Raw genomic sequence first — 19,832 nt, 5'->3', positions numbered from 1 at the left:
AGCTTCCAGCTTCCAGCTTCCAGCTTCCAGCTTCCAGCTTCCAGCTTCCAGCTTCCAGCTTCCAGCTTCCAGCTTGCTGCAGGCGTCAGACGTACTGCTCGAACAGGTCCAGCACGCTCTGGAACAGCTCCTCGATGGGAGTGTCCTTGGTGGGGGTGATGAAGATGGTATCGTCACCGGCAATGGTGCCGAGAATACCTTCGGCCTTGCCCAGGGAGTCGAGCATGCGGGCGATCAGCTGGGCCGCGCCGGGGCTGGTATGAATGACGATCAGCGCACTGTTGTGGCCTACGTCCAGCACCAGGTTCTTCAGCTGGCTGCTGCTGGTGGGCACCCCCAGTTCGACCGGCAGGCAATAGACCATTTCCATCTTGGCGTTGCGAGTACGTACGGCGCCGAACTTGCTCAGCATGCGGGAGACTTTGGACTGGTTGATATTGTCGAATCCCAGATCCTGCAGCGCACTCACGATTTCCGCCTGGGAGCCGAAGCGTTCTTCCTTGAGCAGGGCCTTGAAGGCCTTGATCAGTTGTTCTTGCTTTTCATTCATCTTTTGCAGTCGACTGAGCGTGGTTGAGTAGGACATATTGTCTATCCGTAGCCGGGTTTTATCAAGGAATAGTCATTTGTTTTGCATAAAGATGCAGATTTAGCTTGCATTAACACCAATGCAAAATAAAATCAGCCGAACACTCTGACAGATGATGTGAACATAGCGCATGGGCATAGAATTCAGCGGCATTTGCAAGTCCTGGGCTGGTCAGGAAATTTTAAGCCAGGTTTCGCTTAAATGCGATGCCGGAGAGACATTAGTTCTGCTCGGCCCGAGCGGTGCAGGAAAAAGTTCGCTGTTGCGGCTGCTGAACCTGTTGGATATTCCGGATTTCGGCAGCCTGACCATCGCCGGCGAGCGCTTTGCCTTTCCCGACCCGCAACCGGGAAAATTACAGCAACGGGCACAACGATTGCGCTGCAAGGTGGGCATGGTGTTCCAGCAGTATCATCTGTGGCCGCACCTGACGGTGGAGCAGAACCTGCTGGAAGCGCCGCTCAAGGTGCTGGGCATGAACAGGGCCGAGGCCCAGGACAAGGTGGGTTACCTGCTCGGCCAGCTCAAGCTGGCCGACAAGCGTCAGAGCTGGCCGGGTGCCCTGTCCGGCGGCCAGCAGCAGCGGGTGGCCATCGCCCGCGCCCTGATGATGAATCCCGAGGTGCTGCTGTTCGACGAACCCACGGCGGCGTTGGATCCGGAGATCACCAAGGAAGTGGCGGAGATCATCCTGCAACTGGGAAAAACCGGCATTACCCAGGTGATCGTGACCCACGAAGTCGGTTTCGCCCGACGGGTAGCCACCCGGGTGGCCTACCTCGAACAGGGCCGGTTGGTGGAATACGGCGATGCTGGCCTGCTCGATCATCCCCAGAGCAAGCGTCTGGCAGAATTTCTGACTCATTAATCACAATTTAAGGACATGACCATGAATAAAACCCTGTTGTCCCTGGCCCTGCTGGCCAGCCTGGGCGCCACCGTCGCCCAGGCCGAAGAAGTGAAATTCGTGACCAACGCCGCCTACCCGCCGTTCGAGTTCGTTGATGAAAACAACGAGATGCAGGGTTTCGACATTGACCTGGCCAAGGCCCTGTGCGACGTGGCGGCCCTGGAGTGCAGCTTCCACAACCAGGCCTTCGACAGCCTGATCCCCAGCCTCAAGTTCCGTCGCTACCATGCCGCCATCGCCGCCATGGACGTGACCCCGGAGCGTTCCGAGCAGGTGGATTTCAGCGACATCTACTACGAAAACTCCGCGGTGTTCGTGGCCCCGCAAGGCAAGTTCGGCAGCCTGGACGAGCTGCTGAGCCAGACCGTGGGCGTGCAGAATGGCACCTCCCACCAGAAATACATCCAGGACAAGCTGGAAGGCGAGGGGCTTCAGTCCCGTCCCTATCAGAGCGTGCAGGATGCGCTGCTGGACATGACCAACGGCCGGCTGGACGCGGTATTCGCCGATACCGCTGTGGTGGGCGAGTGGCTGGCCAAGACCGAAGGCTATGAGGTGGTGGGCGAGGCCATTACCGATGACAACTATTTCGGCACCGGCTTCGGCATCGCCGTCACCAAGGGCAACCAGGAACTGCTCGACAAGCTGAACCAGGGCCTGGCCGAGCTCAGGGCCAACGGCACCTACGACAGCCTGTACGGCAAGTACTTCCCGCAATAAGATGATGACCCATCTGTTTAATGCCGCCCTGATGACCCTGGGGCTGGCATTGGTATCGCTGGCGTCGGGCCTGCTGCTGGCCATGCTGCTGTGCGGTGCCGAAATGAGCCGCTACCGGCTGCTGCGCTGGCCGGCGTCCGTGTTCACCACGATGTTGCGCGGCCTGCCCGAGATCCTGGTGGTGTTCTTCATCTATTTCGGATCCACCCACCTGCTGTTTCTGCTGACCGGGGAATACCTGGAATTCAGCCCCTTCTGGTGCGGGGTAACGGCGCTGTCGTTGCTGTTCGCCGCCTACGCCGCCCAGACCCTGCGCGGGGCCCTGAACGCGGTATCCCACGGCCAGCGGCAGGCGGCCCAGGCGCTGGGACTGCCGCCGCTGTATACCTTTTTCCGGATCGTGCTGCCCCAGACCTGGCGTCACGCCCTGCCGGGACTGGGCAACCAGTGGCTGATCCTGCTGAAGGACACCGCCCTGGTGTCGCTGATCGGGGTGCACGATCTCATGTACCAGGCCAAGTCGGTGGCGGCCAGCACCTACCAGCCCTTCACCTGGTACGGCATCGCCGCCCTGATTTACCTGGCGATCACCGTGCTCAGCCAGCAGGGGCTGAAACGCCTGCAGGGGAGGGTAACCCGCTATGACTGACTGGCTCGACTATCTGCCCGTGCTGTTGCGGGGGGTGGAGGTGACGCTCACCATCACCCTCTCCGGACTGCTGCTGGGCTTGATCATCGCCCTGTGGCTTACCTGGATACTGGATCGCAAGGTGCCGGTGCTGGCGCAACTGGCGGAAGGCTACCTGCTGCTGCTGACCGGCACGCCGCTGCTGGTGCAGATCTTTTTGGTCTACTACGGCCCGGCCCAGTTCGACTGGGTGAAGAGCAGCTGGGCCTGGCACTACCTGCGCGAGCCCCTGTTCTGCGCCATACTGGCGCTCGGCATGAACGCCGGCGCCTATACCTGCCGGCTGTTCAAGGGCGCGCTGGACGCGGTGCCCAGGGGCGAGACCCTGGCCTGCCAGGCGCTCGGCATGAACGCCTGGCAGACGCTCAGCGTCAAGCTGCGCCACGCCGGCCGGCGGGTGATCCCGGCCTATTCCAACGAGGTGGTGCTGGTGCTCAAGGGCAGCTCCCTGGCCAGTACCATCAGCATCATGGAAATCATGGGCCTGGCCCAGCGCCTCAATGGCCAGACCTACGATACCCTGGTGGTGTTCGGCCTGGCCGGCGCCATCTACCTGACCCTGAACGGCATTCTGACATTTTTGTTCCGTTTGCTGGAGAAACGGGCGCTGTTGTTCCAGGCCCAGGGATGACTCGCCCTGGCTCACAGAACATAAGATTCGGTGGGCCTTGGGCATTGTCTTTCCGCGAGGGTTTCGCTATGTTGCTAGGGCCCAAGGAAACGTATAACTATTCAATAATAAACGGAGTTCAGCTATGAAAGTTGCCGTACTCGGAGCCGCCGGTGGTATCGGCCAGGCTCTGGCCCTGCTGTTGAAAAACAACCTGCCCGCCGGTTCTGAATTAAGCCTGTACGATATCGCCCCCGTGACCCCCGGTGTTGCCGCCGATCTGAGCCATATCCCCACGCCGGTGAGCATCGTCGGTTTCGGTGGTGAAGACCCCACCCCCGCCCTGGAAGGCGCCGATATCGTGCTGATCTCCGCCGGCGTGGCCCGCAAGCCGGGCATGGACCGTGCCGACCTGTTCAACGTGAACGCCGGCATCGTCAAGAACCTGATCGAAAAAGTTGCCGCCGCCTGTCCCCAGGCCTGCGTCGGCATCATCACCAACCCGGTGAACACCACGGTGCCGATCGCCGCCGAAGTGCTGAAGAAGGCCGGTGTGTACGACAAGAACAAACTGTTCGGCATCACCACCCTGGACGTGATCCGGGCCGAGACTTTCGTGGCCGAAGCCAAGGGGCTGGACGTGACCCAGGTCAAGGTGCCGGTGATCGGCGGCCACAGCGGCGTGACCATACTGCCGCTGCTGTCCCAGGTGGAAGGCGTGTCCTTCTCCGACGAGGAAATCGAGAAGCTGACCTACCGCATCCAGAACGCCGGCACCGAAGTGGTGGAAGCCAAGGCCGGTGGCGGCTCCGCCACCCTGTCCATGGGCCAGGCCGCCTGCCGTTTTGCCCTGTCGCTGGTGAAGGCCATGCAGGGTGAAGCCAACGTGGTGGAATGCACCTACGTGGACGGCGGCAGCGAGCACGCCCAGTTCTTCGCCCAGCCGGTGCTGCTCGGCAAGAACGGCGTGGAAGAGGTACTGCCCTACGGCGCGGTCAGCGCCTACGAGCAGGCCGCGATGGACGGCATGCTGGAAACCCTGCGCGGCGACATCGAGAAAGGCGTGGAGTTCGTCAACCAGTAAGGTTGGGATCCCGTCCGATATAAAAGGGGGCTGCGGCTCCCTTTTTGCGTTTTTGAGCGCCGGGCCAAGGAAAAGCAACAAGACAATTGCATTCCGGCGCTTTGCTTTTTATTGTAGCTGACTCGATTCAGCACCTTGGTGCCGGACCCGAGCCGTTACCCAAGTCGATCGCCCTGATTGGTCTGTTTGGGTAACCGCTTCCTCATATTCTATTTTTTATTATCCGACTCTTTGCAGGTGATGCTATGAACTCAGTCAACCCCCTCGATACCCGGGCCTGGCAGCAGCTTGGCGAGCTGGCGCAAACCGAACGCACCCTTTCTACCCTGTTCGCCCAGGATCCGGAGCGGGCACGCCGCTACAGCCTGGAGCTGGAGCGCTGCCTCAAGCTCGACTTTTCCAAGAACCTGATCGACGACCAGGTGCTGGGTGCCCTGCTGGCCCTGGCCGAGGAAACCGGGCTGCGCGACAACATCAAGGCGCTGTTCGCCGGTGAAACCATCAACCGCACCGAAAACCGGGCGGTATTCCATATGGCGCTGCGCAACCGCAGCGGCGAGCCCATGCCCCTGGCCGACGGCACCGATGTGATGCCCCGGGTGCAGGAGGTGCTGGCGCAGATGAAGGCGTTTTGCGCGGCGGTGCGCGGCGGCGGCTGGACCGGTTTCGACGGCCGGCCCATTCGTGACGTGGTCAATATCGGTATCGGCGGCTCGGATCTCGGCCCCTATATGGTGAGCGAGGCGCTCAAGCCCTACCATGGCGAGCTGCGGCTGCACTTCGTGTCCAACGTGGACGGCGCCCACCTGGCCCAGACCCTGCAAGGGCTTAATCCGGCCACCACCCTGTTCATCGTGGCCTCCAAGACCTTCACCACCCAGGAAACCATGACCAACGCCTTCAGCGCCCGGGAATGGCTGCTGGCGGCGACCGGGGACCCGTCCGCCACCGCCAAACACTTCGTGGCCCTGTCCACCAACGCCGCCAAGGTGGCCGAGTTCGGCATCGACACCACCAACATGTTCGCCTTCTGGGAATGGGTGGGCGGCCGCTTCTCCCTGTGGTCCGCCATCGGCCTGCCGATCGCCCTGGCCATCGGCTTCGAGGGCTTCGAACAACTGCTGTCCGGCGCCTGGGAGATGGACAGGCACTTTAAAACGGCGCCGCTGGAGGCCAACATGCCGGTGCTGCTGGGGCTGCTCGGCATCTGGTACCGCAACTTCCTCAATGCCCCTTCCGAGGCGATACTGCCCTACGATCAGTGCCTGCACCGGCTGCCCGCCTACCTGCAGCAGGCGGTGATGGAGTCCAACGGCAAGTCGGTGGATCGCAACGGCGAGCCGGTGGCCTACCACACCTCGCCCATCGTCTGGGGCGAGCCGGGCACCAACGGCCAGCATTCCTTCTACCAACTGCTGCACCAGGGCACCCACCTGATCCCGGCGGACTTCATCATGCCGGCCCAGAGCCATTATCCTCTGGGCGATCACCACGCCAAGCTTGTCGCCAACTGCCTGGCCCAGAGCCGGGCCCTGGCCTTCGGTCAGTCCGAGCAGGAACTGCGCGAGCAGGGCGAGCAGCCGGAACTGATCCCCTTCAAGGTGCACAAGGGCAATTCGCCCTCCAACACCCTGCTGCTGCCCAAGGTGACCCCCCACACCCTGGGAGCGCTGATCGCCCTCTACGAGCACAAGATCTTCGTGCAGGGCGCGATCTGGAATATCTTCAGCTTCGACCAGTGGGGGGTGGAGCTTGGCAAGAAGCAGGCCAGCGTGCTGCTGCCCTGCATCACCGGCGACGGCGACACCTCGGTGCTGGATGCGTCCACCCGCAGCCTGCTGGCCCAGCTGAAAGACTGGGCCTGAGGTTAGCTGGAGGCTTGAAGCCGGAAGCGGGAAGAATAGACCGCTTCCAGCTTCCTTCCCCGCGCAAAGCCTGTTATGTTACCTGTAACATAACAGGCTTTTTGCATATCCATGATCAAGAAGAAAAGACCGACACTGCAGGACGTGGCCGACCGGGTCGGGGTGACCAAGATGACGGTCAGCCGCTACCTCAAGGATCCGGCCCAGGTATCCACCGCCGCCCAGGAAAAAATCGCCGAGGCGCTCGAGATACTCGGCTATATCCGCAACCGGGCCCCGGACATTCTCTCCAACGCCAAGAGCCACGCCATCGGTGTGCTGCTGCCCTCGCTCACCAACCAGGTGTTCGCCGAGGTGTTGCGCGGCATCGAGCAGGTCACCGAGGAAGCCGGCTACCAGACCATGCTGGCCCACTACGGCTACAGTGCCAAAGTGGAAGAGGAGCGCATCGCCTCGCTGCTGTCCTACAACGTGGACGGCCTGATCCTGTCCGAAAGCTACCACACCGCCCGTACCCTCAAGATGATCGAAATCGCCGGGGTACCGGTGGTGGAGATCATGGATACCTGCTCTTCCTGCATCGAGCAGGCGGTGGGCATCGACAATATCGCCGCCGCCCGGGCCATGGTGGAGGCGATGATCGAACGCGGTTATCGCCATATCGTCTACTTCGGTGCCCGCCAGGACGTGCGAACCCTGCAGCGCCAGCAGGGCTACGCCGCCGCCATGCAACTGCACGGCCTGTCACCCCGCTCGCTGCTGACCGAACGTTCCTCTTCCTACTCCTTGGGGGCGGATCTGCTGGCCGAGGCGCTGGACAAGTACCCGGAGCTGGACGGCATCTTCTGCACCAACGACGATCTGGCGGTGGGCGCCATCTTCGAGTGCCAGCGGCGGGGCATAGCGGTGCCGGGACGGATCGGCGTGGCCGGCTTCCACGGTCACGATATCGGCCAGGCAATAGTGCCGAAACTGGCCAGCGTGATCACCCCGCGCAAGGACATGGGCAGGATCGCCGCCGAGCGGCTGCTGGCCCGGCTGCACGGTGAGCCCATTCATGAGCGCACCGTAGACGTGGGCTTCGAGCTGAAGCTGGGGGAAAGCCTCTGAAGCCGGAAGCTTGAAGAAATTAAAAAAGCCGCTTCCAATCCGAAGCGGCCTTTAACATCATTCAGCTTCCAGCTTTAGTTCCGTAGGGCCCATTTCAATGGGCCATTCCCGCAGCGCCGCCATGATTTGGTCGAATGAATTCGACCCTACAAGCGACTTGCTTCCGGCTTTCAGCCTTTTACCGCCGCTACTGCGTCCGCGGCCAGGCGGGTGATGCCGTCCCAGTCCTTGGCGGCGACCAGCTCTGCCGGCAGCATCCAGGAGCCGCCCACCGTCATCACCGACTTCACCGCCAGGTAGTCCTTGGCGTTGGCGGCGCTGACGCCGCCGGTGGGGCAGAAGCGCAACTGGGGCAGGGGGCCGGCCAGGGCCTTGAGCGCCTTGGCGCCGCCGTTGATCTCCGCCGGGAAGAACTTGAGGTGGGTGTAGCCCAGCTCCAGCGCCTGCATGGCCTCGGAGGGGGTGGCGATGCCGGGCATCAGCGGCACCGGGCCGGCCTTGGCGTGCCTGAGCAGGGCCGGGGTGAAACCAGGGGTGATCACGAACCTGGCGCCGGCGGCCACGGCGGCGTCGTACTGCGCCACGTTGAGCACGGTGCCGGCGCCTACCAGGGCGTCGGGCAGTTCGCGGGCGATGGCGCGGATGGCGTCCAGCGCCGCGGCCGAGCGCAGGGTCACTTCAAACACGGTGATACCGCCGGCGGCCAGGGCCCTGGCCAGGGGCACGGCGTCGGCGGCGTCTTCCACCACCATCACCGGGACCACGGGAGAAGCGGAAAAGACGTCGGCGGGGGAAAGGGTCCAGCTCATAAGTTACTCCTGATAAAAGATAGAGGCACCGGTTTCCGCACTGGAAACCTGGCGGCGGAACAGGGCGAACAGCTCGCGGCCCAGGCCACTCTGTTCGCTGGTTAAATCCGGTTGCAGCGGGCTGCGCCGCTCGAGCGCGGCCTCGGTGAACAGCCGGCCGCTGGCGGCGTCCAGGGTGATGATATCACCGTCGCGCAGCCGGCCGAGGGGGCCGCCCTTGGCGGCTTCCGGGGTGATATGAATGGCCGCCGGTATCTTGCCCGAGGCGCCGGACAGGCGGCCGTCGGTGACCAGCGCCACCTTGAAGCCGGCCTTCTGGATATTGCCGAGGATCGGCATCAGCTTGTGCAGCTCGGGCATGCCGTTGGCGCCGGGGCCATTATGGTGCACCACCACGATGACATCCCGGTTGAGCTCGCCGTTCTGGTAGGCGCGCTCAACCGCATGCTGGCTGCTGAACAGGGCGGCGGGAGCGGTGATGAGCTGGTGCTCGGGCGCCACGGCGCTGACCTTGATCACCCCCCGGCCCAGGTTTCCGTCCAGCAGCCGCAGGCCGCCGCTGACGCTGAACACCGTGTCCTGGGGCGGGATCACCGCCGGATCCCGGGTTTCCGGCACCGGCTGCCAGGCCAGTTGCTCCCCTTCCAGCACCGGCTGACGGAAATAGTCCTCGAGCCGGCCGAACATGGGGGTGGCGTCCCTGTGCAGCAGGCCGCGCTCGGCCAGCTTGCGCAGCAGCAGGGGCACGCCACCCGCCTGCTGGAAGGCGTTGATGTCCGCCGGGCCGTTGGGGTAAACCCGGGCCAGCAGGGGCACCACCTCGGAGAGATCGCTGAAATCGTCCCAGCTCAGCACCAGGCCCGCGGCCCGGGCCACCGCCACCATGTGCAGGGTGTGGTTGGTGCTGCCGCCGGAGGCGAGCAGGGCGATGAGGCCGTTGACCAGGCCCTTTTCGTCCACCACCTCGGCCAGCTGACGGTAGTGGCCGCTGCCCTGGATCTGGCCGGCGAGGCGCAGGGCGGCGTGTTCGGTCAGTGCCCGGCGCAGGGCCGAGTGCGGGTGCACGAAGGCGGAGCCGGGCAGCATCAGGCCCATGGCCTCGAACACCAGCTGGTTGGTGTTGGCGGTGCCGTAGAAGGTGCAGGTGCCGGGGGAGTGGTAGGCGTTGCACTCCATCTCCAGCAGCGCCTCCTTGCCCACTTCACCGGCGGCGTACTGCTGGCGCACCTTGACCTTTTCGTCGTTGCTGATGCCGGTGGCCATGGGGCCGGCGGGCACGAAGGCGGTGGGCAGGTGGCCGAAGCTGAGGGCGCCGATCAGCTGGCCCGGGGCAATCTTGTCGCAGATGCCGAGCAGCAGGGTGGCGTCGAAGGTATTGTGGCTGAGCGACAGGGCGGTGGCCTGGGCGATGACGTCGCGGGAAAACAGTGACATGTCCATGCCCGGCTGGCCCTGGGTGACGCCGTCGCACATGGCGGGCACGCCGCCGGCCACCTGGGCGCTGTGGCCATGCTCCGCCAGCACCCGCTTGAGCTGCTCCGGGTAGCCGGCGTAGGGCTGGTGGGCCGACAGCATGTCATTGTAGGCGCTGACGATGGCCACATTGGCGCTGGTCAGGTTGAGGATACGCTGTTTCTGATCCGGGCCGCAGGCGGCCACCGCGTGGGCCAGGTTGCCGCAGCTCAGGCTGGATTTGTGCTTGCCCTGCTCGGCTTGGGCCTGCATCCGGGCCAGGTAGCCTTCGCGCAGCGCCTGGCTGCGCTCGAGGATACGGCGGGTAACCCGGCCGATCACCGGGTGGAGTTCAGTTGACATGGGCTTCTCCCTTGATGGCGGCGAGGGCGCGGTTGACCACGTCCTCGAAGTTGCCGTCGATGCTGATGAAGGTAACGTCCGGCTCGTCGGCGCCGGGACGTTCCAGCACCTCGAACTGGTTTTGCAGCAGGGACTCGGGCATGAAGTGGCCGTTGCGCCGGCGCAGCCGGGCCAGGATCAGCTCGAAGTCGCCGTCGAGAAAGATGAAACGCACCCGGTCGTTGCCGGCGCGGATGCTGTCGCGATAATGGCGCTTGAGCGCCGAGCAGACGATGACCCCGGTCTCGCTCTTGTGGCGGATGCTGAATACGGCGTCGCGGATCCGCTCCAGCCAGGGTGCCCTGTCCTCGTCACCGAGCGGTACACCTTCGGCCATCTTGAGGATATTGGCCCTGGGGTGCAGGTCGTCGCCGTCGATAAACTTGGCGCTCAGCGCCCGAGCCAGGGCGGCGCCCACGCTCGATTTGCCACAGGCGGTAACGCCCATCACTATGATGCTTTCTCCAGTCATGCTTGACCTCTGTCCCTACTGGTAATCTTGCCCTGGGGTGAATGGCTTTTACTCTATCAGGTTACGGGTAACATGTTACCAGTAACTTTTGAAAATGTGAGCTGACACACAATGACAACAACAGGCGATATGGCCGGAGATGGCGGTACAATAAGCGGGCTTATGAATTTAAATTATTTTAAATCAGTGTTTTATGTTTTTCTTTTGGTTGTTTATGAAGATTTTATGATTTTCGTTTTCTTGAGCGCAGTCCCATTTTTTAACTTTATCGTCACTTGGGGCTTGGTGGTTCCTCTTGGTTACGCGTAACATGTTACTGGTAACTTCACTGAGCAATGGAATGGAGTAAAACGCCATGGCGGAAATGTCCCATAAACCCGTGTCTGTGCTGCGCCGTGCAGCGGAGGCCATGCTGGCCATCAGCATGTTCGGCATGGTGTGCGCCGTGTTCCTGAACGTGGTGATGCGCTATCTGTTCAACACCGGCCTGGCCGGCTACGAGGAGCTGTCCCGCCTGCTGTTTGTCTGGCTGGTGTGCATCGGCGCCGTGCTGGCTACCGTCGACAATCAGCACCTGCGTTTCGATCTGGTGCTGGACCGGCTGCCGGCACCGGCGCAGCGGCTGTGCCGCTGGCTGAGCCGGCTCCTTATCGGCTGGGCGCTTTATCACCTGATCCTCGGTGCCTGGGCCCAGATCCTGGTGGGCATCGACAGCCGCAGCCCGGTGCTGGGTTATCCCCTGGCGCTGGCGGCGGCGGCGGTGTTCACCATGGGCGCCTGCATGGCGGTGCTGCTGCTGCGCGAGGCCTGGCAGGAGCTGCGCTGCCGTCGCGGCGAAGCCGGCGCCGCCGTTACCACTCATAGCGTTAAGTAAGGATAGCTACCATGTCGATCGCAATTTTTCTGGCGGTACTGTTCAGCTCCATGAGCATCGGCGTACCCATCGCCTTCGCCCTGATGCTGACCGCCCTGGCGCTGATGATCCAGCTCGACTTCTTCGATGCCCAACTGCTGGCGCAGAACGTGCAGGCGGGCTTCGACAACTTCCCCCTGCTGGCGGTGCCCTTCTTCGTGCTGGCCGGCGAGCTGATGACCGCCGGCGGCCTGTCGCGGCGCATCGTGGACCTGGCCCGGGTCTATTGCGGCCATGTGCGCGGCGGCCTGGGCTATGTGGCCATCGGCGCCTCGGTGCTGCTGGCCTCGATGAGCGGCTCGGCCATCGCCGACACCGCCGCCCTGGCCACCCTGCTGTTGCCGATGATGCGCCGCCAGGGCTACCCGCTCGGCAGCAGCGGCGGCCTGATCGCCTCCGGCGGCATCATAGGCCCCATCATTCCGCCGTCCATGCCCTTCATCATCTACGGGGTGACCACCAACACCTCCATCAGCCAGCTGTTCCTGGCGGGTATCGCGCCCGGCATCATGATGGCGGTGGCCATCGCCGTCGCCTGGGGCTGGATAGTGCGCGGCAAGGAGCTGCCGGTGGAGGAGAAGGCCAGCTGGAAGGAGCGCGGCCGGGTGATGCGCCGCAGTATCTGGGCCCTGCTGCTGCCGGTGATCATCGTCGGCGGCCTGCGCGGCGGCATCTTCACCCCTACCGAAGCGGCGGTGGTGGCGGCGGTCTACGCCCTGATCATCACCACCCTGGTGTACCGGGAGCTGGATCTGAAAGGCCTGTACAAGGTGCTGGTGGATGCCTCCAAGACCACCTCGGTGGTGATGTTCCTGGCCGGTGCCGCCATGGCGTCCTCCTACATGATCACCCTGGCGGATCTGCCGCGCCAGCTGATCGACCTGTTCGAGCCGGTGCTGGGCAGCCCGATGCTGTTTATGGCGCTGGTGGTACTGTTCCTGCTGGTGATCGGCATGGTGATGGACCTCACTCCCGCCATCCTGATCCTGGCGCCGGTGCTGGCGCCGATGGCCGCCGCCGCCGGGGTACACCCGGTATACTTCGGCCTCATCTTCATCATGTCCGGCTGCATCGGGCTGATCACCCCGCCGGTGGGCACTGTGCTCAACGTGGTCTCCGGCGTGGGCAACATGAAAATGGAAGCGGTGGTGCGGGGTGTGATGCCCTTTATCGTCGCCTATTTCACGCTGCTGGCACTGCTGGTGCTGTTCCCGCAGCTGGTACTCTGGCCACTGAGCTGGCTGTCCTGACCCCGGGTCTTGTTAACTTGATAAGGATATTTCCATGAAACTGAAAACCCTCGTACTGTCCGGCATTATCGGCCTGATGTCCGCCAACGCCATGGCGGCCGATATCCAGTCTCGGATGATCCGTTTCGGCTACGGCCTGAATGAAGACTCCAACCAGGGCCGGGCCACCCAGAAATTCGCCGCCGAAGTGGGCAAGCTGTCCGGCGACAAGATGAAGGTACGCGCCTTCGGCGCCGCCACCCTGGGCTCGGATCTGCAGATGCAGCAGGCCCTGCTGGGCGGTGCCCAGGAGATGATGGTGGGCTCCACCGCCACCCTGGTGGGCATAGTGCCGGAAATGGCCATCTGGGATACCCCCTTCCTGTTCAACAACGTCGAGGAGGCGGATGCCGTGCTCGACGGCCCGGTGGGCGAGCAGGTGATGGCCAGGCTGGAAGAGAAGGGCCTGATCGGTCTCGTCTACTGGGAGAACGGCTTCCGCAACCTGACCAACAGCCGCGGCCCGGTGACCAGCCTGGAAGACATGAACGGCATCCGCCTGCGGGTGATGCAGAACAACGTCTTCCTCGACAGCTTCAAGGCGCTGGGCGCCAACGCCGTACCCATGGCGTTTTCCGAGCTGTTCACCGCGCTCGAAACCCGCACCGTGGACGGCCAGGAAAACCCCTACAACACCATCCTCTCCAGCAAGTTCTACGAGGTGCAGAAATACCTGACCGTGACCAACCACGTCTACAGCCCCTGGATAGTGCTGGTGAGCAAGAAGTTCTGGGACAAGCTGTCCGACGACGAACGCAACGTGCTCAAGCAGGCCGCCGTGGCCTCCCGCGACTTCGAGCGGGCCGACACCCGGGAAGAGGCCGCCTGGGCCCTGGCCGAGCTGAAGGAAAAGGGCATGGAAGTGAACGAGCTGGACGCGGCCCAGGTGGATCGCATGCGCGCCCGCCTGGATGAGGTCAACCAGGGCATCGCCCAGGACGTGGGCCAGCAGCTGTGGGACGACGTGCAGGCCGAGCTGCAGAAGATCCGCGGCTGATAACGCCTTGTTTTGGTACTTTGAAGGCGCCCGCGGGCGCCTTTTTAGGCTGAGTAAAAATGAGCCCACTAGTGCTGAAGTGTATCGACGGTGGCGATGACGTGATGCTGCGTTGTCAAGTCACCTGGCCTACGCTTCTATCTGGGTCGTCTCATGCTTATTGGCATGGTGTGCCTGGGCGAAATTGATACCGGACAGCAGCGCTTTCAGCGACGCGCTCACGGTGTCGCTATCTTCGGCAACGGCACAAATACGCTGGCCGTCAATATTCAGTTGTACAAACGCGATGGCGTTTGCTTCGCTGTCTCCCCCCAGGGAGTGCTCGCTGTAATCAAGAATCGCCACCTGACTACCCGAGTGTTTTTTCCATGCGTCGGTAAACGCCGACATCGCACCATTGCCAGTACCTGAAAGCCGCAGCGTTTCAGCATTTTGCCACAAGGTAACCTCGATGCCCTCGTGCTGTTCTTTAGAGAGCCGGTAATCGGCCAGTGCCAAGGGGGCATCATGAGTGAAGTTGTCGAACATCACCTGACGAATCACCTCGCTGGACAGCTCGCTACTACGCCGCTCGCTCTCTTTTTGCACATAGGGAGCCAGTGCCAGCATCATCCAGCGCGGCAGGTTGATGCCGTAGTCCCGCTCCAGCAAGAAGGCCATACCACCTTTGCCCGATTGACTGTTAACGCGGATAACGGCCTGATAGTCGCGGCTGATATCGTGGGGGTCTATGGGCAAGTAGGCCACCTGCCAGGGTTCACCGGGCTTTTGATGTTTAAGCGACTTGCGAATGGCGTCCTGGTGGCTGCCGGAAAACGCGGTATACACCATTTCGCCTACCCAGGGGTGGCGAGGATGTATGGCAATGCCGGTGCACTCGTGCACGACCTGGATAATTTCGTCCGGATTCGACAAGTCCAATCCAGGATCGATACCCTGGCTATACAGATTCATCGCCAGGGTCACAATATCCATATTACCGGTACGCTCGCCGTTGCCGAGCAGGGTTCCTTCTACGCGGTCGGCACCCGCCAACAGCGCAAGTTCTGCGGAGGCGACGGCACCACCGCGATCATTATGGGTATGCACCGAGATAATCACACTGTCGCGACGGCTGATGTGCTGGCAGAAGTATTCAATCTGGTCCGCGTGGTGGTGCGGCCCTGCCACTTCGACGGTAGTTGGCAGGTTGAGAATACACTTGTTGTCGGGCGTTGGCTGCCAAACGTCCATCACCGCCTCGCAAATGGCCAGCGAAAAGTCGATCTCGGTGCTGGAAAAGCTTTCCGGCGAGTACTGGAAGCGCCAGTTAACGTCCGGATACCGGGCCGCATAGGTTTTGACCCAGGCCGCCCCTTGAACGGCAATGTCGGTAATGCCATCGCGATCCATCTCAAATACCCGTTCGCGCTGGATGGTTGAGGTCGAGTTGTAGAGATGAACTATCGCCCGCTTAACGCCTGCCAGCGATTCGAACGTCTTCTCAATCAGGTGTTCGCGGCATTGAACCAATACGGCGATAGTGACGTCATCGGGAATTTGCTCTTCCTCGATCAGCCAGCGTACAAAGTCATAGTCGGGTTGGCTGGCGGACGGGAAGCCGACCATGACCTCTTTAATGCCAACCTTGATAATCTGATGCCAAAAACGCTGCTTTTGCGCAACCGTCATCGGCTCCAGCAGTGCCTGATTACCATCGCGGAGGTCTTCGCTCAGCCAAATGGGGGCATGATCCAGGTTGCGATCGGGCCATTGCCGGTTGAATGCCGGGACTCGAGGGGCCGGGCGGTACTTGCGATGATCAAAGGCAGACATATTGGGTTTCCTGATGGTAATGAGTTATTGAGGGCGCTGGCTTGTGGCATCAACCGTTTTAAATAACCGGGCCTGCTTTGTAACAATAACCACAGTATACGTCGGCCATGGCGAAAGGTTATTGCGAAAACAGGCTGTTTTGGGGGGTTGTTAGCGTAACATTGCCAAATAATGAGTATTGTTGGCATAACTCGCCTTCTTTATCGCTAGATTGCCATTCCGAATAGCAGCTCACTCTCGGCAGTGACCAGGTACCACTAAGCAGGCCCTCCGCGCCAGGGCCGGAAAATGCTCCTGCCGTTCCGCCATTCCCGCCATCCACGCTGGTCAGAGGCGCGGCGGAGCTCCATGGCTGGGGTGACGGTGTGCCGGTGAAGTAGTACGTTTTGGCCGAGTAACACAGAGAAAAATTGGGCTCCAAATGACAGCGTATCAGGCGGTGTCCGGTCAGAATTTCAAACTGATTGGTGCCCAAGGGCCCGGCCCACCTTGGAGCTGTTTTCCCGGCCCAGTTGTTGGCTGATCCAGTGCCCCGTCTCCACCAGCCTGGCCAGGTCCACCCCGGTCTGGAAGCCGAGGCCGTGCAGCAGGTAGACCACCTCTTCGCTGGCCAGGTTGCCGGAGGCGCCTTTGGCATAGGGGCAGCCGCCCAGGCCCGCCACCGAGCAGTCGGCGATGCGCACCCCTTCTTCCAGCACTGCATAGAGATTGGCCAGGGCCTGGCCGTAGGTATCGTGAAAGTGGGCGGCGAGTCGTGTTATCGGCACCTCCCGGCGCACCGCTGCCAGCATGGCCCTGGCCTTGCCCGGGGTGCCGGTGCCGATGGTGTCACCGAGGGAAACCTCATAGCAACCCATCCGGTACAGGGCCCCCGCCACCCGGGCCACGGCATCGGGGCTGATGTCGCCCTCGTAGGGGCAGCCGAGCACGGTGGACACATAGCCCCGCACCCGGATCCGGCGGGCCCGGGCCTCGGCCAGCACCGGGGTGAAGCGCGCCAGGCTCTGATCGATGGAGCAGTGGATGTTCTGCTGGCAGAACGACTCGGAGGCGGCGGTGAACACCGCCACCTCGTCGGCGCCGGCGGCCAGGGCCGCCGCCAGCCCCTTGAGGTTGGGGGTGAGGGCCGAGTAGACCACTCCGGCCTTGCGGCGGATACCGGCCAGCACGGCGGCGCCGTCGGCCATTTGCGGTACCCACTTGGGCGAGACGAAGCTGGCCGCCTCTATGTGCCGCAGGCCGCAGTCGGCCAACCGCTCGACCAGTTCAATCTTGACCGCCGTGGGGACCCGGGCGGCCTCGTTCTGCAGCCCGTCCCGCGGGCCCACCTCCACCAGCTTGACCCTATCCATCCGCTTCCTCCAGCCGCAGCAGTTCATCCCCTTCGTTCACCTGGTCGCCTTCCCGGCAGCGGATCTCCGCCACCCGGCCGGCGGCGGGGGCGCGCAGGGGGTGCTCCATCTTCATCGCCTCCAGCACCAGCAACGTCTGGCCGGCGGCGACGGTGTCGCCCACCGCCACCCGCAGCTGGCCGATGAGCCCGGGCATGGGCGCCCTGAGGCCGGCCTGGTGCCCGCCCTGATGCCGGGCGACCTCGAGCGGGGCCAGGCGCAGGTCGTAGCGCTCGCCCCGGTGGAACAGCCACAGCAGGTCGGCGTGACGGGCGCAGTGGCAGGGCAGGGGCTCGCCGTCCAGCTCCGCCTGCAGCCGGTCGCCGTCGAGCAGCGCACGGACTTGGTGACGGTGCCCGCCACTCTCCACCTGCCAGCCCAGGTCTTCAGCGGTCATATCGACTTCATGCCGCTCCCCACCGTATTCCAGCTCCATCCGACGCCGTGCCGGCAGGTTGAGCCACCAGCCCGAGTGGCCGGCGAAGGGGGCGATCTCGTCGTTCGGCTCCAGCGCCAGCCAGCAGGCGGCGGCCAGGGCCAGCACCCGGGAGGTGGACAGGGTTGGCGGGGCAAAGAGCAGTTCCTGGTGCTGCTCGATAAAGCCGGTATGCAACTCGGCGGCCTGCAGCGGCGCCGAGCCCGCCAGGGCGTGCAGAAAGCGCAGGTTGGTCCTGACCCCGCCGATGCGGTACCGGGCCAGGGCCCGGGCCAGCCGGTGCAGGGCCTGCTCGCGACTGGGATCCCAGACGATCAGCTTGGCGACCAGGGGATCGTAGTGGATGCCCACCTCGTCGCCTTCGCGCACCCCGGTGTCCAGCCGTACCCGGGGGCCGGTGGCAGGCTCGCGCAGGTAGTGCAGGGGGCCGGCGGCGGGCAGGAAGCCCTGGTCGGCGTCTTCGGCATAGACCCGCGCTTCGATGGCGTGGCCGCGGACGGTCACCTGAGCCTGGGTCAGCGGCAGCGGCTCACCCGCCGCCACCCGCAGCTGCCATTCCACCAGATCCAGGCCGGTGACCAGTTCGGTCACCGGGTGCTCCACCTGCAAGCGGGTGTTCATCTCCATAAAGTAGAAGCGGCCGTCCTCCTGATAGAGAAACTCGATGGTGCCGGCCCCTTCATAGTCGATGGCCTGGGCGGCGCGCACCGCCGCCTCGCCCATGGCCACCCGGGTTGCGGGGGCAAGATTGGGGGCCGGTGCCTCCTCCAGCACCTTCTGGTGGCGGCGCTGCACCGAGCAGTCCCGCTCGGCCAGATAGAGGCCGTGACCGAGCCGGTCGCAGAACACCTGTATTTCCACATGGCGGGCCCGGGGCAGGTAGCGTTCCAGCAGCATGGCGTCGTCGCCGAAGGCGGCCAGGGCTTCGCGTCGGGCCGCGGCCAGGGCTTCGTCGAACTCATCGATATGGTTGACTACCCGCATGCCCTTGCCGCCGCCGCCGGCCACCGCCTTCAGCAGCAGCGGAAAGCCGCAGCGCCCGGCTTCTTGCCGCAGCCGCTCCGGGGACTGCGCCGGGCCATGGTAGCCGGGCACCACCGGCACCCCGGCGGTTTCCATCAGCGCCTTGGCGGCGGACTTGGAGCCCATGGCGGCGATGGCCTCGGCGGGCGGGCCGACGAAGACCAGGCCGGCGGCGGCGCAGGCACGGGCGAAGTCGGCGTTTTCCGACAGGAAACCATAGCCCGGGTGCACCGCCTGGGCATCAGCGGCCCGGGCGATGGCCAGCAGCCGGGGTTGGTTCAGGTAGCTCTGGGCCGCCGGCGCCGGGCCCAGGTGCCAGGCCTCGTCGGCCAGTGCCACATGGCGGGCGTGGCGGTCGGCGTCGGAGTAGACCGCCACGCAGTCGATGCCGAGCCGGTGGGCGGTGCGGATGATGCGGCAGGCGATTTCGCCCCGGTTGGCGACCAGCAGCTTAGTGAACATCCTCGTCCTCCCAGGCCGGCGGCCGCTTGTCGAGAAAGGCGGCGAGTCCTTCCCGGGCCTCGCTCGTTACCCGGATCCGTGCTATCCGGCGGGCGCTGTCGAGCAGCTGCGCCTCGTCGAGGGGGCGGCCGGCGTAGTCATTGATGAGTTGCTTGGCCGCCCCCTGTGCCGCCGGGCCGTTGCGCTGGAGCGCCGCGATCAGCGGGGCGGCGGCTTCGTCCAGGGGCTGGCCGGGCTCGGCCAGCAGGTGTACCAGGCCCAGCCGTTCGGCTTCCCGGACAGGAATGATCTCGGCGGTCAGCATATAGCGTCGGGCCTGGCGCGGCCCCAGGGCGCGCAACACATAGGGGGCGATGGTGGCGGGGATCAGCCCCAGTCGGACCTCGCTCAGGCAGAAACGGGCATCGGCGGCGGCCACCACCAGGTCGCAGCAGGCGACCAGCCCCAGGGCACCGCCGTAGGCCGCCCCCTGCACCAGCGCCAGGGTGGGATGGGGAAAATGGTCGAGCCGCCACAACAGTCGTGCCAGGGCTTGGGCGTCGGCCAGGTTGGCCGCCTCGCTCAGGCTTGCCGCCCGGCGCATCCAGGCCAGATCCGCGCCGGCACTGAAATGCCTGCCACTGGCGCGCAGCACCAGCAGCCGCAACCCGGGCTGGCGGGCGGCCTGCTCCAGCCCGGTGCTCATGGCGGCGATCAGTTCATCGTCGAAGGCGTTGCGGCGTTCGGGCCGGTTCAGCACCAGCTCCCAGACACCGGGAAGGGAGGCTTGCAGCAACAGGGGCTCGCTCATGGCTT

18 protein-coding genes are annotated in these 19,832 nt (G+C 63.8%); 10 read left to right on the top strand and 8 right to left on the bottom strand.

What is annotated here, in order from left to right:
- Nucleotides 1-85: 85 nt before the first annotated feature.
- Complete coding sequence (gene argR, locus C7H85_RS08275; RefSeq protein ID WP_245879600.1) at nucleotides 86-586, bottom strand: transcriptional regulator ArgR; 501 nt, start codon at nucleotides 584-586, stop codon at nucleotides 86-88.
- A 133-nt stretch (nucleotides 587-719) separates the two neighbouring features.
- Here argR and C7H85_RS08270 point away from each other — a divergent pair, with 133 nt between their 5' ends.
- From C7H85_RS08270 to gntR, 7 genes are all read left to right on the top strand, one after another.
- Entirely contained in the window at nucleotides 720-1,457 is a 738-nt protein-coding gene (locus tag C7H85_RS08270; protein WP_106729223.1) for an ATP-binding cassette domain-containing protein, read from the top strand.
- A 21-nt stretch (nucleotides 1,458-1,478) separates the two neighbouring features.
- Nucleotides 1,479-2,219: a transporter substrate-binding domain-containing protein gene (locus C7H85_RS08265; RefSeq protein ID WP_106729222.1), complete on the top strand. Its 741-nt coding sequence runs from the start codon at nucleotides 1,479-1,481 to the stop codon at nucleotides 2,217-2,219.
- Nucleotide 2,220: 1 nt separating this feature from the next.
- Nucleotides 2,221-2,868, top strand: a complete 648-nt coding sequence (artQ, locus tag C7H85_RS08260) for an arginine ABC transporter permease ArtQ (RefSeq protein ID WP_106729221.1) — start codon at nucleotides 2,221-2,223, stop codon at nucleotides 2,866-2,868.
- A complete protein-coding gene (artM, locus tag C7H85_RS08255; RefSeq protein ID WP_106729220.1) occupies nucleotides 2,861-3,538 on the top strand; it encodes an arginine ABC transporter permease ArtM in 678 nt (225 codons plus the stop codon). The genes artQ and artM overlap by 8 nt, the downstream gene beginning before the upstream one ends.
- Before the next feature lie 124 nt (nucleotides 3,539-3,662).
- Complete coding sequence (mdh, locus tag C7H85_RS08250) at nucleotides 3,663-4,601, top strand: malate dehydrogenase (protein ID WP_106729219.1); 939 nt, start codon at nucleotides 3,663-3,665, stop codon at nucleotides 4,599-4,601.
- Nucleotides 4,602-4,846: 245 nt separating this feature from the next.
- On the top strand, nucleotides 4,847-6,466 hold the full coding sequence (gene pgi / locus C7H85_RS08245; RefSeq protein ID WP_106729218.1) for a glucose-6-phosphate isomerase: 1,620 nt from the start codon (nucleotides 4,847-4,849) through the stop codon (nucleotides 6,464-6,466).
- A gap of 111 nt (nucleotides 6,467-6,577) precedes the next feature.
- On the top strand, nucleotides 6,578-7,576 hold the full coding sequence (gene gntR / locus C7H85_RS08240) for a gluconate operon transcriptional repressor GntR (protein WP_106729217.1): 999 nt from the start codon (nucleotides 6,578-6,580) through the stop codon (nucleotides 7,574-7,576).
- Between the two features lie 170 nt (nucleotides 7,577-7,746).
- On the opposite strand, the gene C7H85_RS08235 is transcribed toward gntR, so the two are convergent.
- The 3 genes from C7H85_RS08235 to C7H85_RS08225 are packed head-to-tail and all read right to left on the bottom strand — an operon-like array spanning nucleotide 7,747 to nucleotide 10,711.
- On the bottom strand, nucleotides 7,747-8,385 hold the full coding sequence (locus C7H85_RS08235; protein WP_106729216.1) for a bifunctional 4-hydroxy-2-oxoglutarate aldolase/2-dehydro-3-deoxy-phosphogluconate aldolase: 639 nt from the start codon (nucleotides 8,383-8,385) through the stop codon (nucleotides 7,747-7,749).
- Nucleotides 8,386-8,388: 3 nt separating this feature from the next.
- Complete coding sequence (edd, locus tag C7H85_RS08230) at nucleotides 8,389-10,200, bottom strand: phosphogluconate dehydratase (protein ID WP_106729215.1); 1,812 nt, start codon at nucleotides 10,198-10,200, stop codon at nucleotides 8,389-8,391.
- Nucleotides 10,190-10,711, bottom strand: a complete 522-nt coding sequence (locus C7H85_RS08225; protein ID WP_106729214.1) for a gluconokinase — start codon at nucleotides 10,709-10,711, stop codon at nucleotides 10,190-10,192. Before C7H85_RS08225 ends, edd begins: the two co-directional genes overlap by 11 nt.
- Before the next feature lie 355 nt (nucleotides 10,712-11,066).
- Between C7H85_RS08225 and C7H85_RS08220 the strand changes: the two genes are divergently transcribed.
- The 3 genes from C7H85_RS08220 to C7H85_RS08210 are packed head-to-tail and all read left to right on the top strand — an operon-like array spanning nucleotide 11,067 to nucleotide 13,910.
- On the top strand, nucleotides 11,067-11,585 hold the full coding sequence (locus C7H85_RS08220) for a TRAP transporter small permease (protein ID WP_210433597.1): 519 nt from the start codon (nucleotides 11,067-11,069) through the stop codon (nucleotides 11,583-11,585).
- A gap of 11 nt (nucleotides 11,586-11,596) precedes the next feature.
- A complete protein-coding gene (locus tag C7H85_RS08215; RefSeq protein WP_106729213.1) occupies nucleotides 11,597-12,874 on the top strand; it encodes a TRAP transporter large permease in 1,278 nt (425 codons plus the stop codon).
- A gap of 34 nt (nucleotides 12,875-12,908) precedes the next feature.
- On the top strand, nucleotides 12,909-13,910 hold the full coding sequence (locus C7H85_RS08210) for a TRAP transporter substrate-binding protein (protein ID WP_106729212.1): 1,002 nt from the start codon (nucleotides 12,909-12,911) through the stop codon (nucleotides 13,908-13,910).
- A gap of 129 nt (nucleotides 13,911-14,039) precedes the next feature.
- Here C7H85_RS08210 and C7H85_RS08205 read toward each other — a convergent pair whose 3' ends face one another.
- The 4 genes from C7H85_RS08205 to C7H85_RS08190 form a co-directional block, all read right to left on the bottom strand.
- The gene (locus C7H85_RS08205) at nucleotides 14,040-15,725 is read right to left on the bottom strand and encodes a 2-isopropylmalate synthase (RefSeq protein WP_106729211.1); all 1,686 of its coding nucleotides are present in this window, start codon (nucleotides 15,723-15,725) and stop codon (nucleotides 14,040-14,042) included.
- A 455-nt stretch (nucleotides 15,726-16,180) separates the two neighbouring features.
- Complete coding sequence (locus tag C7H85_RS08200; RefSeq protein ID WP_106729210.1) at nucleotides 16,181-17,077, bottom strand: hydroxymethylglutaryl-CoA lyase; 897 nt, start codon at nucleotides 17,075-17,077, stop codon at nucleotides 16,181-16,183.
- Nucleotides 17,070-19,037, bottom strand: a complete 1,968-nt coding sequence (locus C7H85_RS08195; protein WP_106729209.1) for an ATP-binding protein — start codon at nucleotides 19,035-19,037, stop codon at nucleotides 17,070-17,072. The genes C7H85_RS08200 and C7H85_RS08195 overlap by 8 nt, the downstream gene beginning before the upstream one ends.
- Nucleotides 19,027-19,827: an enoyl-CoA hydratase-related protein gene (locus C7H85_RS08190; RefSeq protein WP_106729208.1), complete on the bottom strand. Its 801-nt coding sequence runs from the start codon at nucleotides 19,825-19,827 to the stop codon at nucleotides 19,027-19,029. Before C7H85_RS08190 ends, C7H85_RS08195 begins: the two co-directional genes overlap by 11 nt.
- Nucleotides 19,828-19,832 lie beyond the last annotated feature (5 nt).

It is taken from the genome of Zobellella endophytica (assembly GCF_003012775.1).
Classification (GTDB): Bacteria; Pseudomonadota; Gammaproteobacteria; order Enterobacterales; family Aeromonadaceae; genus Oceanimonas; species Oceanimonas endophytica.
Note: the sequence above shows the minus strand (reverse complement) of the source record. Positions and strands in the feature narration are given on the sequence as shown.

What these genes read in the sequence shown, in the direction of transcription:
- argR (WP_245879600.1), bottom strand. Translation starts at nt 586, where the DNA reads ATGTCCTACTCAACCACGCTCAGTCGACTGCAAAAGATGAATGAAAAG.
- C7H85_RS08270 (WP_106729223.1), top strand. Translation starts at nt 720, where the DNA reads ATGGGCATAGAATTCAGCGGCATTTGCAAGTCCTGGGCTGGTCAGGAA.
- C7H85_RS08265 (WP_106729222.1), top strand. Translation starts at nt 1,479, where the DNA reads ATGAATAAAACCCTGTTGTCCCTGGCCCTGCTGGCCAGCCTGGGCGCC.
- artQ (WP_106729221.1), top strand. Translation starts at nt 2,221, where the DNA reads ATGATGACCCATCTGTTTAATGCCGCCCTGATGACCCTGGGGCTGGCA.
- artM (WP_106729220.1), top strand. Translation starts at nt 2,861, where the DNA reads ATGACTGACTGGCTCGACTATCTGCCCGTGCTGTTGCGGGGGGTGGAG.
- mdh (WP_106729219.1), top strand. Translation starts at nt 3,663, where the DNA reads ATGAAAGTTGCCGTACTCGGAGCCGCCGGTGGTATCGGCCAGGCTCTG.
- pgi (WP_106729218.1), top strand. Translation starts at nt 4,847, where the DNA reads ATGAACTCAGTCAACCCCCTCGATACCCGGGCCTGGCAGCAGCTTGGC.
- gntR (WP_106729217.1), top strand. Translation starts at nt 6,578, where the DNA reads ATGATCAAGAAGAAAAGACCGACACTGCAGGACGTGGCCGACCGGGTC.
- C7H85_RS08235 (WP_106729216.1), bottom strand. Translation starts at nt 8,385, where the DNA reads ATGAGCTGGACCCTTTCCCCCGCCGACGTCTTTTCCGCTTCTCCCGTG.
- edd (WP_106729215.1), bottom strand. Translation starts at nt 10,200, where the DNA reads ATGTCAACTGAACTCCACCCGGTGATCGGCCGGGTTACCCGCCGTATC.
- C7H85_RS08225 (WP_106729214.1), bottom strand. Translation starts at nt 10,711, where the DNA reads ATGACTGGAGAAAGCATCATAGTGATGGGCGTTACCGCCTGTGGCAAA.
- C7H85_RS08220 (WP_210433597.1), top strand. Translation starts at nt 11,067, where the DNA reads ATGGCGGAAATGTCCCATAAACCCGTGTCTGTGCTGCGCCGTGCAGCG.
- C7H85_RS08215 (WP_106729213.1), top strand. Translation starts at nt 11,597, where the DNA reads ATGTCGATCGCAATTTTTCTGGCGGTACTGTTCAGCTCCATGAGCATC.
- C7H85_RS08210 (WP_106729212.1), top strand. Translation starts at nt 12,909, where the DNA reads ATGAAACTGAAAACCCTCGTACTGTCCGGCATTATCGGCCTGATGTCC.
- C7H85_RS08205 (WP_106729211.1), bottom strand. Translation starts at nt 15,725, where the DNA reads ATGTCTGCCTTTGATCATCGCAAGTACCGCCCGGCCCCTCGAGTCCCG.
- C7H85_RS08200 (WP_106729210.1), bottom strand. Translation starts at nt 17,077, where the DNA reads ATGGATAGGGTCAAGCTGGTGGAGGTGGGCCCGCGGGACGGGCTGCAG.
- C7H85_RS08195 (WP_106729209.1), bottom strand. Translation starts at nt 19,037, where the DNA reads ATGTTCACTAAGCTGCTGGTCGCCAACCGGGGCGAAATCGCCTGCCGC.
- C7H85_RS08190 (WP_106729208.1), bottom strand. Translation starts at nt 19,827, where the DNA reads ATGAGCGAGCCCCTGTTGCTGCAAGCCTCCCTTCCCGGTGTCTGGGAG.